This window comes from Streptomyces sp. NPDC050549 (assembly GCF_040655035.1).
GTDB lineage: Bacteria > Actinomycetota > Actinomycetes > Streptomycetales > Streptomycetaceae > Streptomyces.
The window spans coordinates 22,557-35,360 of sequence record NZ_JBFAJD010000062.1; the positions used below are offsets into that span (position 1 = coordinate 22,557).

16 protein-coding genes are annotated in these 12,804 nt (G+C 70.5%); 8 read left to right on the top strand and 8 right to left on the bottom strand.

From position 1 onward, the window contains the following. Nucleotides 1–251: 251 nt before the first annotated feature. Entirely contained in the window at nucleotides 252–512 is a 261-nt protein-coding gene (locus AB0I51_RS44940) for a UBP-type zinc finger domain-containing protein (protein ID WP_362984722.1), read from the bottom strand. Nucleotides 513–574: 62 nt separating this feature from the next. Between AB0I51_RS44940 and AB0I51_RS44945 the strand changes: the two genes are divergently transcribed. Further along, nucleotides 575–2,170: a Na+/H+ antiporter gene (locus AB0I51_RS44945; protein WP_362984724.1), complete on the top strand. Its 1,596-nt coding sequence runs from the start codon at nucleotides 575–577 to the stop codon at nucleotides 2,168–2,170. A 4-nt stretch (nucleotides 2,171–2,174) separates the two neighbouring features. Here AB0I51_RS44945 and AB0I51_RS44950 read toward each other — a convergent pair whose 3' ends face one another. Beyond that, nucleotides 2,175–3,080, bottom strand: a complete 906-nt coding sequence (locus tag AB0I51_RS44950) for a pyridoxal-phosphate dependent enzyme (protein ID WP_362984726.1) — start codon at nucleotides 3,078–3,080, stop codon at nucleotides 2,175–2,177. Between the two features lie 57 nt (nucleotides 3,081–3,137). Then, the gene (locus tag AB0I51_RS44955) at nucleotides 3,138–3,728 is read right to left on the bottom strand and encodes an N-acetylmuramoyl-L-alanine amidase (RefSeq protein ID WP_362984728.1); all 591 of its coding nucleotides are present in this window, start codon (nucleotides 3,726–3,728) and stop codon (nucleotides 3,138–3,140) included. Nucleotides 3,729–4,023: 295 nt separating this feature from the next. Between AB0I51_RS44955 and AB0I51_RS44960 the strand changes: the two genes are divergently transcribed. From AB0I51_RS44960 to AB0I51_RS44975, 4 genes are all read left to right on the top strand, one after another. Further along, the gene (locus tag AB0I51_RS44960; RefSeq protein ID WP_362984730.1) at nucleotides 4,024–5,430 is read left to right on the top strand and encodes a family 2B encapsulin nanocompartment shell protein; all 1,407 of its coding nucleotides are present in this window, start codon (nucleotides 4,024–4,026) and stop codon (nucleotides 5,428–5,430) included. Nucleotides 5,431–5,543: 113 nt separating this feature from the next. Further along, on the top strand, nucleotides 5,544–6,620 hold the full coding sequence (locus tag AB0I51_RS44965; RefSeq protein ID WP_362984732.1) for a family 2 encapsulin nanocompartment cargo protein polyprenyl transferase: 1,077 nt from the start codon (nucleotides 5,544–5,546) through the stop codon (nucleotides 6,618–6,620). A 294-nt stretch (nucleotides 6,621–6,914) separates the two neighbouring features. Then, on the top strand, nucleotides 6,915–7,511 hold the full coding sequence (locus tag AB0I51_RS44970) for a GNAT family N-acetyltransferase (protein ID WP_362984734.1): 597 nt from the start codon (nucleotides 6,915–6,917) through the stop codon (nucleotides 7,509–7,511). A gap of 56 nt (nucleotides 7,512–7,567) precedes the next feature. Beyond that, the gene (locus AB0I51_RS44975; RefSeq protein WP_362984736.1) at nucleotides 7,568–7,912 is read left to right on the top strand and encodes a DUF952 domain-containing protein; all 345 of its coding nucleotides are present in this window, start codon (nucleotides 7,568–7,570) and stop codon (nucleotides 7,910–7,912) included. 4 nt (nucleotides 7,913–7,916) lie between these two features. Here the strand turns inward: AB0I51_RS44975 and AB0I51_RS44980 are convergent, their stop codons facing one another. The 4 genes from AB0I51_RS44980 to sodN form a co-directional block, all read right to left on the bottom strand. After that, complete coding sequence (locus tag AB0I51_RS44980) at nucleotides 7,917–8,669, bottom strand: VOC family protein (RefSeq protein WP_362984737.1); 753 nt, start codon at nucleotides 8,667–8,669, stop codon at nucleotides 7,917–7,919. Between the two features lie 42 nt (nucleotides 8,670–8,711). After that, nucleotides 8,712–9,128: a VOC family protein gene (locus AB0I51_RS44985; RefSeq protein WP_019072193.1), complete on the bottom strand. Its 417-nt coding sequence runs from the start codon at nucleotides 9,126–9,128 to the stop codon at nucleotides 8,712–8,714. A gap of 10 nt (nucleotides 9,129–9,138) precedes the next feature. After that, nucleotides 9,139–9,549 (bottom strand): helix-turn-helix transcriptional regulator, encoded by a 411-nt coding sequence (locus AB0I51_RS44990; RefSeq protein WP_019072194.1) that lies wholly within the window; start codon nucleotides 9,547–9,549, stop codon nucleotides 9,139–9,141. Between the two features lie 170 nt (nucleotides 9,550–9,719). Then, nucleotides 9,720–10,115 (bottom strand): superoxide dismutase, Ni, encoded by a 396-nt coding sequence (gene sodN / locus AB0I51_RS44995; protein ID WP_005480378.1) that lies wholly within the window; start codon nucleotides 10,113–10,115, stop codon nucleotides 9,720–9,722. Nucleotides 10,116–10,260: 145 nt separating this feature from the next. Between sodN and sodX the strand changes: the two genes are divergently transcribed. Next, entirely contained in the window at nucleotides 10,261–10,695 is a 435-nt protein-coding gene (gene sodX, locus AB0I51_RS45000) for a nickel-type superoxide dismutase maturation protease (protein ID WP_362984740.1), read from the top strand. On the opposite strand, the gene AB0I51_RS45005 is transcribed toward sodX, so the two are convergent. Then, on the bottom strand, nucleotides 10,578–11,228 hold the full coding sequence (locus AB0I51_RS45005) for a CGNR zinc finger domain-containing protein (RefSeq protein ID WP_362984742.1): 651 nt from the start codon (nucleotides 11,226–11,228) through the stop codon (nucleotides 10,578–10,580). The two genes, sodX and AB0I51_RS45005, sit on opposite strands and share 118 nt — an antisense overlap. 128 nt (nucleotides 11,229–11,356) lie before the next feature. On the opposite strand from AB0I51_RS45005, the gene AB0I51_RS45010 reads away from it, so the two are divergent. Continuing rightward, complete coding sequence (locus AB0I51_RS45010; protein WP_362984744.1) at nucleotides 11,357–12,115, top strand: class I SAM-dependent methyltransferase; 759 nt, start codon at nucleotides 11,357–11,359, stop codon at nucleotides 12,113–12,115. 247 nt (nucleotides 12,116–12,362) lie between these two features. Further along, on the top strand, nucleotides 12,363–12,686 hold the full coding sequence (locus tag AB0I51_RS45015; RefSeq protein ID WP_362984745.1) for a hypothetical protein: 324 nt from the start codon (nucleotides 12,363–12,365) through the stop codon (nucleotides 12,684–12,686). Nucleotides 12,687–12,804 lie beyond the last annotated feature (118 nt).

Below are 12,804 nucleotides of genomic sequence, written 5' to 3' on the forward strand. Positions count from 1 at the left end.
GGTACAAGCTCTTTCGGGGGCCCAGGGGTCGCCCCCCGGGGTAACGCGATACTTGGTTCAGCGGTGACGCTACCGCGCTCCGAACTTTCCTGTCCCCGGGACCCCAACCCCATGCTGTCACTCATAGTAAACCTACGGATACGCTCCGTGGCTAGGGGTCCTGCGGGCCCAATTGGGAAGAGCGCGCGCCGGGTTGACGTACCCAGACGTCAGACGGTCGAACCGTCGAAACCGGCGGTCGGATTACGGGGTCACAGGAGTACGTGGTCGACGAAGCACCAGCGCCAGCTCTCACCGGGTTCGTAGGTCCGCATCACCGGATGCCCGGATTCCTTGTGATGTGCTGTCGCGTGGCGCAGGGGCGAGGAGTCGCAGCAGGCGACGTGGCCGCAGTAGAGGCAGAGTCGCAGCTGTACGGGGTGGGTGCCGGCCGCCAGACACTCGAGGCAGGTCTCGCTCTGGGGCTCCGGTTCCGGGAGCGGCAGCGCGTCGGCGTGCGTGCACTGTTTCATGATTGCCAGATTACGACGGCTGTGCGGTTGGCCGCGCGGAAAAACGAGGGCGGGCGAGGACGATGGACGTGATGCCACTGCTGTTGCTGGTGGCGGGAAGTGCCGCGGTGGCCGCCGGGGCCCGGCGCACCCCCGTGCCGGCGCCGCTGTTGCTGGTCGCGGTCGGGCTGGCCGTCTCGTACGTCCCGGGGGTCCCGGACTACACCCTCGACCCCGACGTCGTACTGCCGCTGCTGCTGCCCCCGCTGCTCTACACGTCGGCCACCGACAGCTCCTACCTCGACCTGCGGGCCCAACTGCGGCCCGTGGCGCTGCTGTCGGTGGGGTACGTGCTCTTCGCCACGTTCGTCGTCGGCTGGGCCGCCTACGTGATCGTCCCGGGGCTGCCGCTGACCGCGGCGCTGGTGCTCGGCGCGGTGGTGGCGCCGCCGGACGCGGTCGCCGCGACGGCGGTGGCCCGCCGGGTGGGACTGCCCTCGCGGATCACGACGATCCTCCAGGGCGAGTCCCTGCTGAACGACGCCACCGCGATCACCGCCTACAAGGTGGCGCTCGCGGCGGCGGTCGGCGAGGGCGCCACCTGGGCGGGCGGTATCGGGGAGTTCCTGCTCGCGGCCGTCGGCGGTGTCGGTGTCGGGCTCCTGATGATGGTGCCGATCCACTGGCTGCGCACCCACCTCAAGGAGGCGCTGCTGCAGAACACGCTCTCCCTGCTGATCCCGTTCGTCGCCTACGCGGTCGCCGAGCAGGTGCACGCCTCCGGAGTGCTCGCCGTCGTGGTCGTGGCGCTCTATCTGGGCCACCGCGCGTGGGAGGTCGATTTCGCGACCCGCCTCCAGGAGGAGGCGGTCTGGAAGATGGTCGCCTTCGTCCTGGAGTCGGCGGTGTTCGCCCTGATCGGGCTGCAACTGCCGGTGGTGCTCAAGGGACTTGGCGAGTACCGGGGCCTGGACGCCGCCCTGTACGCGATCGCCCTCTTCCTGGTCGTCGTCGTGACCCGGTTCGTGTGGGTGTATCCGGCGGCCTTCCTGCCCCGCATGTTCTCGGCGCGGATCAGGGAACGCGAGGACAACCCCACCTGGAAGGGGGCGATGACCACCGCGTGGGCCGGCATGCGGGGCGTGGTCTCGCTGGCCATCGCCTTCTCGATCCCGCTCACGGTCCACGGCGGCGCCCCCTTCCCGCAGCGCAACATCATCCTGTTCCTGACCTTCACGACGGTCATCGGGACCCTGGTGGTGCAGGGCCTGAGCCTGCCCCCGATCATCCGGCTGCTGAAATTCCCCGGGCGCGACCCCCAGGCCGAGACGCTCGCCGAGGCCAACGCCCAGGCGCAGGCCTCCCGGGTGGCCGAGAAGCGCCTGAACGCCCTTCTGGAGGACGAGCGCAACGCCCTGCCGCCTCCGCTGGCCGACCGGCTCCGCGAGGTCCTGGAGCGCCGCCGCAACGCCGTGTGGGAGCGCCTGGGCGCCACCAACCCCGTGACCGGCGAGACGGTCGACGACACCTACCGCCGTCTGTCCCGCGAGATGATCAGTGCCGAACGCTCGATGTTCGTGCGCCTGCGCGACGGCCGCTACATCGACGACGAGATGCTGCGCACCCTGCTGCGCAGGCTGGACCTGGAGGAGGCGGCGGCCTATCGGGAGGCCGCCTAGAAGATCACGGGAAGGGGCGCCCGGTGATGACAGCGGCGACCGTGGTCCCGCGCGGGAAGGCACCTTCGCCCGCGAGGGCAACAAGTCCGTACAGCGACTTGGCGACATAGAGACGCTCGACGGGCAGCCCGTGCCGGTCCTCGAAGTCCCCGGCGAAGGCGTCGAGTTCGGCCGGTACGCGCGCGTAGCCGCCGAAATGGAAGCGCTCGTCGAGCGACCAGTCGCCGCGCCGGCCGCCGAAGGCCCGCTCCTGAAGGGCCGTGACATCGGCGCCCAGGAAGCCGCCCTTGAGGACCGGTATCCCCAACACCCGCTGGTCGGGGGCGAGTCCCGCGGCCAGCCCGGCCAGTGTGCCGCCGGTCCCGCAGGCGAGGGCGACCACGTCGACGTCGGCACGCGCGCGCAGTTCCTCACCCAGGGCCCGGCAGCCGCGCACGGCAAGGGAGTTGCTGCCGCCCTCGGGGACGACGTACGCGTCCTCCGCGTCCACCTCGCGCAGGATGCCGGCCAGTGCTTCGGGCTCGCTCTTGCGCCGGTACATCGACCTGTCGACGAAGTGGAGACGCATCCCGTCGGCCGCGCACCGGGCCAGGGACGGGTTGAGCGGGCGGTCCGCCAGCTCCTGGCCGCGGACCACGCCGACCGTGCGCAGGCCCAGGAGACGGCCCGCGGCGGCGGTGGCGCGCAGATGGTTGGAGTAGGCGCCGCCGAAGGTGACGACCGTACGGCCGGCCGCCGCCGCGAGGTTGGGCGCGAGTTTGCGCCACTTGTTGCCGATCAGGTCCGGGTGGATCAGGTCGTCCCGTTTCAGCAGCAGCCGGACACCGTGCCGGCCGAAGCGCCCGTCCGGGATCTCCTCCACCGGCGACGGCAGCCGGGGCCGTAGAGCGGCGAGGTCGGGGCTGGTCACGGCACCATTGTCACCCGGGCCGCCCGAGTCTCCCGTGTCACCCGCGTCCCCCCGGGGTCACTTCAGCCGGTCGCGGACCCGCTCGCGCAGCCAATCCATCGTGAACCCGCGCGGGTCCACCTTTCCGGGCTGCCACTCCAGGTGCCCGATCACCGACCGCTCCGACCAGCCGTGGTGGCGGCAGATGGCCGCGGCGGCCTTCTCGATCGTCTCCAACTGGGCCTCGGGCCACGGGTCCTCGCCGTCGCCGAGGTTCTCGCACTCGAAGCCGTAGAAGTGCCGGTTGCCGTCGGTGTTGGCCTCGTTGTCGTGCGGCAGCCGCTTCTCGGCGATCACGGCGCGCAGTACGTCGTCGTCGCCCAGGCCCGCGTGGTTGGCGCGGCCGTAGCCGACCAGGTGGACGGTGCCGTCCTTGGTGATGACGCCGTGGCACAGCGGTCCGGGCAGGTCCGGGCGGCCCTCGCGGCAGAGGTCCACCGTGTGCGCGCTGCCCCTGGAGGCCGTGTGGTGGATCATCACGCCGTGGACGGGACCCCACGGCCCCTTGTGGTTGCGGTTGTGGTGCTCCCAGTCGCCGACCTCGACGACCGTGAGGCCCTCCGCCTTCAGACCGGCCAGGAAACCGCCCGCGGACATGGGTGAGGCCATGAACGCCTCCTTCGTGCTGTGCGGCGGCCGACGTGCACGGCCGCCTGTTATCGCCGCTTGTACCGAAAAAATGCGGTACGGACGACTTGTTCGTACGGCGTGCGAGCCGATCCGGACAACGACGGCCCCGACCGCAACTCGAACAACATTCGAGGTAAACGGCCCTGTGCCCAGCACGTGAAGATCCATTCCCGCTCTTTCGGGTAATACCACCGGCACGCTGAGTGAGGAAGGCTGGTGCGCGAGAACGATGCCGGGCGCACAGGCCCGGCATGAATGGGGAGGGCATTTCTCTATGTCGGTAGGCGAAGAGGTCCGCGCGGAGCAGAACAAGCCGCAGCAGAGCCTTGGCACGGCGGCTGCGCGGAACCTGGCCACCACCACCAAGTCCGCACCGCAGATGCAGGAGATCAGCTCCCGCTGGCTCCTGCGCACACTGCCGTGGGTGAACGTGCAGGGTGGCACATACCGGGTCAACCGACGGCTGAGTTACTCCGTCGGCGACGGCCGGGTGACATTCGTGAAGACCGGCGACCGCGTCGAGGTCATCCCCGCGGAGCTCGGCGAACTGCCCGCGCTGCGGGACTACGAGGACGAGGAGGTCCTCTCGGAACTGGCCGTCCGCTGCAGGCAGCGCGAGTTCGCCCCGGGGGAGGCGATCGCGTCGTTCGGCAGCCAGGCCGACGAGGTGTACCTGCTGGCGCACGGCAGGGTGGAGAAGATCGGCACGGGCCCCTACGGCGACGACACGGTCCTCGGAGTCCTCGCCGACGGCGCCTACTTCGGCGACCAGGCACTGCTGGACCCGGAGGCCATCTGGGAGTACACGGCCCGCGCGGACACCGCCTGCACGGTGCTCGTGCTGGCCCGCGGGGACGTCGAGCAGGTCGCGGAGCGCTCCGACACCCTGCGCGAACACCTCACGCAACTGCGCGCGATCCCCGAGCAGCGCACCAACAAGTACGGCGAGAAGGCGATCGACCTCGCCGCGGGCCACTCCGGCGAGCCGGACATCCCGCACACCTTCGTCGACTACGACGCCCGGCCGCGCGAGTACGAACTGAGCGTCGCCCAGACCGTCCTGCGCATCCACTCGCGCGTGGCCGATCTCTACAACCAGCCGATGAACCAGACGGAACAGCAACTCCGGCTCACTGTCGAGGCGTTGAAGGAGCGCCAGGAGCACGAGCTGATCAACAACCGCGAGTTCGGCCTGCTCAACAACTGCGAGTACGACCAGCGGCTCCAGCCCCACGACGGCGTGCCCAGCCCGGACGACATGGACGAGCTGCTCAGCAGGCGGCGCGGCACCAAGCTGTTCCTCGCCCACCCGCGCGCGATCTCCGCGTTCGGCCGCGAACTCAACAAGCGCGGCCTCGTCCCGGAGTCCGTCGACGTCGGTGGCAACCGCATCCCCACCTGGCGCGGGGTGCCGATCTACCCGTGCAACAAGATCCCGGTCAGCGACCGGCGGACCACCTCGATCATCGCCATGCGTACCGGCGAGGCCGACCAGGGCGTCATCGGCCTCCAGCAGGCCGGCATCCCGGACGAGATCGAGCCGAGCCTGTCGGTGCGCTTCATGGGCATCAACGAACAGGCGATCATCAAGTACCTCGTGACGGCCTACTACTCGGCGGCGGTCCTGGTGCCGGACGCCCTCGGCGTCCTGGAGAACGTCGAGATCGGCCGCTGGAGGTGACGTTTCAGCAGCTGGACGCGGTGTCCCCGCCCTTCAGGGCGGGTACACCCCGGTCACATGTGCTCAGCCGCAGTGGAAACGCCACCGTCCGCGGACTCTCCGAGGGGGACCCCATGGCCGAGTTCAGGGCGGAGACGAAACAGCATCCTGACCGGACGCAGCCGGCCGACGGGCACGAGGCCGCGGGGATCCTGGAGGAGGCCCGGGCGACCGTCGACCCCGAACTGCGCTCGGCGATCGACTCGCTGCCCGGCTCGATGCGCCGGATCGCGCTCTACCACTTCGGGTGGGAGCACGCGGACGGCTCCCCGGCGGCGGGCAACGCGGGCAAGGCGATCCGCCCCGCCCTCGTCCTCACCGCGGCCACCGCGCTCGGTGGCGAACGGGCCCGGGCGGGCGCGCTGCGGGCCGCGACTGCGGTGGAGCTGGTCCACAACTTCACCTTGCTGCACGACGACGTGATGGACCGGGACACCACCCGCAGACACCGGCCCACCGCGTGGACCGTGTTCGGCGACCCGGACGCGATCCTCGCCGGGGACGCGCTCCAGGCGCTGGCGCTGCGGCTGCTCGCCGAGGACCCGCACCCGGCGTCCTCGGCCGCCGCCGCCCGGCTCGCGGACTGTGTCGTCGAACTGTGCGCGGGCCAGCACGTGGACACCGCCATGGAGAAGCGCGCCCCCGGCGAGGTCACCCTCGACGAGGTGCTCGCCATGGCCGAGGCCAAGACCGGCGCGCTGCTCGGCTGCGCCTGCGCGGTGGGCGCGCTGTACGCGGGGGCGTCCGCCGAGGACGTGGAGGCGCTGGACGCGTTCGGCCGGCAGGCCGGGCTCGCCTTCCAGCTGATCGACGACGTCATCGGCATATGGGGCGACCCCGGCCGCACCGGCAAACCGGCAGGCGCCGACCTCGCCGTACGCAAGAAGTCGCTGCCCGTGGTCGCCGCGCTCACCTCGGGCACCCCGGCGGCCGCGGAGCTCGCCGAACTGTACGGACTGCCGTACGAGGAAGGGGACTTGGAGCGCACCGCGCTCGCCGTGGAGCGGGCGGGCGGCCGGGACTGGGCGCAGGCGCAGGCGGCCGACCGGATGGCGCGGGCTGTGCAGGAGCTGGCCCGGGCGATCCCCGACCCGCAGGACGCGGGCGGTCTGCTCGCGCTGGCCGAGTTCGTCACCCGGCGCAGCAGTTGAGGACTCCGGAGCCTCCGGGAACCGTGCGGCCCTGACTCCGCACGGCCACCGGGCTCCGGACCGGCGGGTCCCGCGCATCCCCACGGTGCGCGGGGCCCGCACCCCCTTTCTTTTGGCCCGGTTCGCCTTCGGGGCGCCAAAGTCGTTGTCGAGAGGCCGACCGTGCTCGACCCTTCGGGCCTCCGCGCGCTCGGCCTCTCGACAACGACGCGCCCCTTCGGCTCACTCGCCCGTGAGGCCCGCTAGTCTCAACACCCGTTCAGATGACGGTGGTTGAGAGCTAAGGGGCGGGACATGGGCGTGGCGATACGGGCGGCGGGCGAGGGCGACCGGGAGCTGGTGGTCCGGCTGCTGGACGATGCTTTCCAGGACGATCCGGTGAGCGGCTGGATCTTCCCCGACGCCGAGTACCGCCGTACGACCCACCACAAGCTGATGGCCGCCTTCACGGACTCCGTGTTCGCCGGCGGACGTATCGACCTGGCCGAGGACGGCGCGGCCTGCGCGCTGTGGCTGTCGATGCCGGGGGAGGCGCACGCGGCGGACGGCGCGGACGAGGCCGTGGCGCTGCGGGAGTTCGTGGATCCGGACAACGAGCGGGTCGAGACGATCGCCCGGCTCATGGACGAGGGGCATCCCACCGGCCGGGCGCACGAGTATCTGTGGATGATCGCCGTGAGACCGGGCCGACAGGGCGAGGGCATCGGCGCCGCGCTGATCAGGCACGTCCTGGAGCGCTGCGACCGCGAGGGCCTGCCCGCGTACCTGGAGGCGAGCAGCGAGCGCAGCACCAAGCTGTACGAACGGCTCGGCTACAGCTTCACCGACACCACTCTCGACCTCCCCGGCGGCCCGCGCATGTACCCGATGTGGCGCGAACCGAGGTCGTAGCGAGGGTCGGCCCGGGGGGCGTGGCGAGGCCGGCGCAGGGGCCGTAGCGTGGGCGTATGCCGGAATCCGAACCCACCGCCACCATCCTCCACATCACCGAACGCACCCTCTGGGACGCGGCCCGCGAGCGCGGTGTCTACGAGTGGTCGACCCGTGGCCGCACCCTCCAGGAGGAGGGCTTCATCCACTGCTCGACCCGCGCCCAACTCCCGCGCGTGGCAGCCTTCTTGTACGGCTCCTACGACCGCCCCGACGACCTGGTGGTCCTGGAGGTGGACCCGGGACGGCTCGGCGCACCGCTGAAGTACGAGGCGCCGAAGCCGGGCGGCGAGGAGTTCCCGCACGTCTACGGGCCGATTCCGGTGGACGCGGTGGTCGGCGTGGAGACGTGGGCGGGCTGAGTCGCTAGGAGCGGCCGGGTAGCCCGCCGGTCTCCGGGTCGCGCCCCGTCAGGCAGTAGACACCGCCCGACGGGTCCCGCATCACGGTCCAGTGGGTGCCGTGGGAGACGACACTCGCGCCGAGCCGCTCGTGCCGTGCCCTGGTCGTGTCGATGTCCGCGCAGGCCAGGTCGAGATGGGCGGAGGCGGGGCGTTCCCCGCCGAGCCGCTGGAGCAGGATGCGGATCGGCAGGCCGGGCGGCGGCTTGAGCACATGGAACTCGGGGAGCGTGCCCCGCAGTGACGCCCAATCGGGCAACAGGGCGCTCCAGAAGGCGACTTCGGCGTCATAGGAGCCGGGTCCGATGTCGAGGGACACCTGGTCGAGGCGGCTGCCGTCCACGACGGGCGGTCGTAGCGACTCGCCGTGCCAGGGGACCGCGCAGAACAACTGCCCGGCGGGGGACCGGAGTACGGCCCAGCCGTCGTGCCCGGCGACGGCGTCCGCGCCGAGCGCCAGTGCGGACGCCACGAACGCCGACACGTCCTCGACGGAGAAGTCGAGATGAGCCCCGCCCGGGCCGGCCTCGACCCCCTGCACCTTCACGCAGGGATCCGCCCCCTCCACCAGCAGGGTGACGAACTCGCCCTCCTCACCGCGCGGTTCGGACAGCCGGGTGTCCGTGACAGCCGTCCAGAAGGCATGGGCGGGGCCGAGGAGCGCGCGCGGGCGGTCGACGAAGGCGTAGGTCCAGCGGATGCCGGCGGGGGTGTTCATGGCGCGATCGTAAGCCGGAGGACGCGACCCGCCCCGCGGATTTCAGTCCCCGCTGCGCTGCATGAACCGCAGCATGTTCCCGGCCGGGTCACGGAACGCGCAGTCGCGGACGCCGTAGGGCTGGTCGGTCGGCTCCTGGACCACTTCGGCGCCGGACTCCTGGACGCGGGCGTAGAGGGCGTCGCAGTCGGCGGTGGTGAAGTTGACCCCGCGCAGGGTGCCCTTGGCGAGCAGTTCGGCCATGGCCTGCTTGTCGGCGGGGGAGGCGTCCGGGTTCGCGGCCGGCGGCTCCAGCACGATCTCCACGTCCGGCTGCAAGGGCGACCCCACGGTCACCCACCGCATGCCCTCGAAACCGACGTCGTTACGGATTTCCAGCTCCAGCACGTCGCAGTAGAAGGCGAGGGCCTTGTCGTGGTCGTCGACGGCGATGAAGCACTGGCGGAGTTTGAGATCCATGAACGTCAGATTAGGGGCGCAGCGGCGGTCCCGCCCGGTTTGGCCGCGTGAAAGTGCGGGCCACGCAGGACGGGATCACCGCGCCGGCCTCGTGGGAGCGGGCGCGGTAGGCGCTGGGGGTCTCGCCGACCAGTTCGGTGAAACGGGAGCTGAACGAACCGAGCGAGGTACAGCCGACGGCCATGCACACCTCCGTCACACTCAGATCCCCGCGTCGCAGCAACGCCTTCGCCCGCTCGATCCGCCGCGTCATGAGATAGCTGTACGGCGTCTCCCCGTACGCGGCGCGGAAGCTCCGCTGGAAGTGGCCGGGCGACATCAGCGCGGTCCGCGCGATCGACGCCATGTCGAGGGGCTCGGCGTACTCGCGGTTCATCCGGTCGCGGGCCTGGCGCAGCCGTACGAGGTCTTCGCGATTCACGGGGTCAAGGATGGCACGGGGCGGGAGGGGGTGGGGGTACGACGAAGGGGCCCGCCCGGCGAACCGGTCGGGCCCCTTCGTCATGCCCGGTGGCACATGCCCGATGACCCCTGCCCGCTGAACCCGCGATGGTGCACCGATCGCCGGTCGGGCCGGGGTTGCCGGGTGTGTCAGGCCTTCTTGGTCTCCCAGAAGATCTTGTCGATCTGGGCGATGTAGTCCAGCGCCTTCTGGCCCGTCGCCGGGTCGGTGGACGCCTTGGCGGCCGAGAGGGCCTTCAGGGCGTCGTTGACCAGCTGGTGCAGCTCCGGGTACTTCTCGAAGTGCGGGGGCTTGAAGTAGTCGCTCCAGAGCACCGAGACGTGGTGCTTTGCGAGCTCGGCGCGCTGCTCCTTGATGACGGTGGCACGCGCCTGGAAGTGCGGGTCGTCGTTGGCGGCCATCTTGTCCTGTACGGCCTTCACCGACTCCGCCTCGATGCGGGCCTGGGCCGGGTCGTACACACCGCAGGGCAGGTCGCAGTGCGCGCTGACCTTCACCTTGGGGGCAAACAGGCGGGAAAGCATGGAGCGTTCCTTCCTCGTGATCGTCTTCTCAGGTGGGACATTACTCCCTGGAGAAGCTGATTTCGCGAGTGCCCCCATGCGCTTAGGACAAAAGTCCGGGGTCGGACTCAGACTGGTGGAGGATAGGACCGGGGAGGTGCCGGGGATGCCGGAGCTGTCGCAGGAGACCGAGCGCGGGAGGGCCGTACTGCCCTTCGGGACGGCCGAGGTGACCGGGCCGTCCATGGTGCCGACGCTGGTCCACGGGGATCTGCTCGTGGTGCAGTACGGCGCCAGGATCAGGCCCGGGGACATCGTCGTGCTGCGGCATCCGTTCCAGCAGGACCTGCTGGTCGTCAAGCGGGCCGTGGAGCGGCGGGACGGCGGCTGGTGGGTGCTCGGGGACAACGCGTTCGCCGGTGGGGACAGTACGGACTACGGCGCCGTGCCCGAGGACCTGGTGCTGGGCAAGGTGCGTTTCCGCTACCGGCCGCTCAAGCCCGGTCGGCGTTCGCCGTTCGCGCTCGCCCGCTGGGCGCTCTCGGCCGCCAGGCCCGTCCTCTCCGACCGGTCGGCCTCCAGGCGCTTCCGGGCCCGGTAGGCGGCCACGTTGGCGCGGGTCGCGCAGCGGTCCGAGCAGTAGCGCCGGGAGCGGTTGGTCGAGGTGTCGAGGTAGGCGTTGCGGCACGGGGGCGCCTCGCACAGGCCCAGCCGGTCGACGCCGTACTCGGTGAGGTGGAAGGCCAGGCCCATCGCGGCGATGGCCGCGTAGCCGGCGGTCGCGTTCGACGGGTGGTCCGCGAGGTGCATGTGCCACAGCGGGCGGCCGTCGTCGTCCCGGTGGTTGTGCCCGGAGATCTGCGGACTGACCGGGAACTCCAGGAGGAGTGAGTTCAGCAGGTTCACGGAGAGGGTCTCGTCGCCGCCGTCGGCCGCCTCGAAGACCGCCCGCAGCCGCGCCCGGACCGAACGGAAGCGGGTGACGTCGGCGTCGGTGGCGCGGCGGGCCGCCTCCTTGTTGCTGCCGAACAGGTCCCGCACGGCCTCGACCGAGGTCAGGACGTCCTTGCCCCGGGCCGGCTCCTCGGTGTTGACGAGGCGTACGGCATAGTCCGAGTAATAGGCCAGTTCCACTTGTAGTCCTTACGGAGGCGCTCTATGGTCGTGGATGCGGTCGGGTAACAGCTGATCGTGCTTCCAGGGTATTACGGCGGTGGTACTGCGGTAGCGGTACCACGACAGCGAGTGGACAGGGGGTCCTCATGACGACCGGTGTCGGAACCGACTGGCAGTCCTGGCAGGAGAGCTGGGACCGGCAGCAGGAGTGGTACATGCCCGACCGGGAGGACCGCTTCCGGATCATGCTCGACATGGTCGAGGCCTGCGTCGGGCCCGAGCCGCGCGTCCTCGACCTCGCCTGCGGCACCGGCAGCATCACGGCCAGGCTGCTGGCCCGTTTCCCGAACGCCACCAGCACCGGCGTCGACCTCGATCCCGCCCTCCTCGCCATCGCCCGCGGCACCTTCGAGGGCGACGAGCGGGTCTCCTTCGTCACGGCCGACCTCAAGGACCCGCGGTGGACGACGGAGCTGCCGTACGACTCGTACGACGCGGTCCTCACCGCCACGGCCCTGCACTGGTTGCGCAACGAACCCCTCGCGGCCCTCTACGGCGAACTCGCCGAACTCGTCCGCTATGGCGGCGTCTTCATGAACGCCGACCACATGATCGACGACACCACGCCCCGGATCAACGCGATCGAGCGCACCCGCAGTCACGCCCGTATGGAAAAGGCCCAGCGGAACGGCGCCCTCGACTGGGCCGAGTGGTGGCAACTCGCCGCCCAGGACCCGGTCCTCGCCGTGCCGACCGCCCGCCGCTTCGAGATCTACGGCGCCCACGCGGACGGCGACATGCCCTCGGCGGCATGGCACGCGCGCGTGCTGCGCGAGAAGGGGTTCGGGGAGGCGCGGGCGGTGTGGTGCTCGCCGTCGGACACGTTGTTGCTGGCGCTGAAGTAGGCAGAATTTCCCGGCTGTTGCCGCGCCGGCATGGTTGCTTCTTTGCGCAAATGGGTGAGCGTCGTGAAATGATCTCCGCCGACGGGCGGCCGGTGGGTCGTCCGGGAACGGAGAGGGTGAGCCTGCGATGCAGCTCAAGAGGTCCGCTGCGGTGGCAGCGGCGTGCGCGGCTCTGGCAGCCGCAGGAATGACCACGGCGCCGGCGGCTTACGCCGAAGGGAACGGGGGGTGTTACTCATACTCGGACGTGGACACGTATCCCAACGACAGCACCCTGATCACCTGGAAGGCCTGCCTGAGCAAGAAGGCCACGCGGGTCGGACACCCCTACGCGATCGTCTCCATGGGGAAGAAACACCCGAAGTGCAAGATCCTGATCACCGCCGTCACCACCGGCGAGAAGATCGTCTCCAAGAAGGTCTACTCCTGCCCAACGGGCAAGGTGGTCAACAAGCGGTACAACGGCACGGACTTCCACGGGAAAGGTCAGTTCACGACCTTCGTGCACATGTACGGCGTGACGACGGAGGGCAACCTGTCCCCGCGCAGCCCCTGGCTCAATCTGCACTGACCTGAAACGGCGGATGCCGCCCACCCCGGCCGGGGTGGGCGGGCACCCCCCCGCGGGTGCGGTGCGTGGAACGAGGAAAGGGTACCCCCGGTGCGCGAGAGCGGTGGGGTAGGGAAGC

Coding starts and splice junctions, on each gene's coding strand:
- AB0I51_RS44940 (WP_362984722.1), bottom strand. CDS start 512: ATGAAACAGTGCACGCACGCCGACGCGCTGCCGCTCCCGGAACCGGAG.
- AB0I51_RS44945 (WP_362984724.1), top strand. CDS start 575: ATGGACGTGATGCCACTGCTGTTGCTGGTGGCGGGAAGTGCCGCGGTG.
- AB0I51_RS44955 (WP_362984728.1), bottom strand. CDS start 3,728: ATGGCCTCACCCATGTCCGCGGGCGGTTTCCTGGCCGGTCTGAAGGCG.
- AB0I51_RS44960 (WP_362984730.1), top strand. CDS start 4,024: ATGTCGGTAGGCGAAGAGGTCCGCGCGGAGCAGAACAAGCCGCAGCAG.
- AB0I51_RS44965 (WP_362984732.1), top strand. CDS start 5,544: ATGGCCGAGTTCAGGGCGGAGACGAAACAGCATCCTGACCGGACGCAG.
- AB0I51_RS44970 (WP_362984734.1), top strand. CDS start 6,915: ATGGGCGTGGCGATACGGGCGGCGGGCGAGGGCGACCGGGAGCTGGTG.
- AB0I51_RS44975 (WP_362984736.1), top strand. CDS start 7,568: ATGCCGGAATCCGAACCCACCGCCACCATCCTCCACATCACCGAACGC.
- AB0I51_RS44980 (WP_362984737.1), bottom strand. CDS start 8,669: ATGAACACCCCCGCCGGCATCCGCTGGACCTACGCCTTCGTCGACCGC.
- AB0I51_RS44985 (WP_019072193.1), bottom strand. CDS start 9,128: ATGGATCTCAAACTCCGCCAGTGCTTCATCGCCGTCGACGACCACGAC.
- sodN (WP_005480378.1), bottom strand. CDS start 10,115: ATGCTTTCCCGCCTGTTTGCCCCCAAGGTGAAGGTCAGCGCGCACTGC.
- sodX (WP_362984740.1), top strand. CDS start 10,261: ATGCCGGAGCTGTCGCAGGAGACCGAGCGCGGGAGGGCCGTACTGCCC.
- AB0I51_RS45010 (WP_362984744.1), top strand. CDS start 11,357: ATGACGACCGGTGTCGGAACCGACTGGCAGTCCTGGCAGGAGAGCTGG.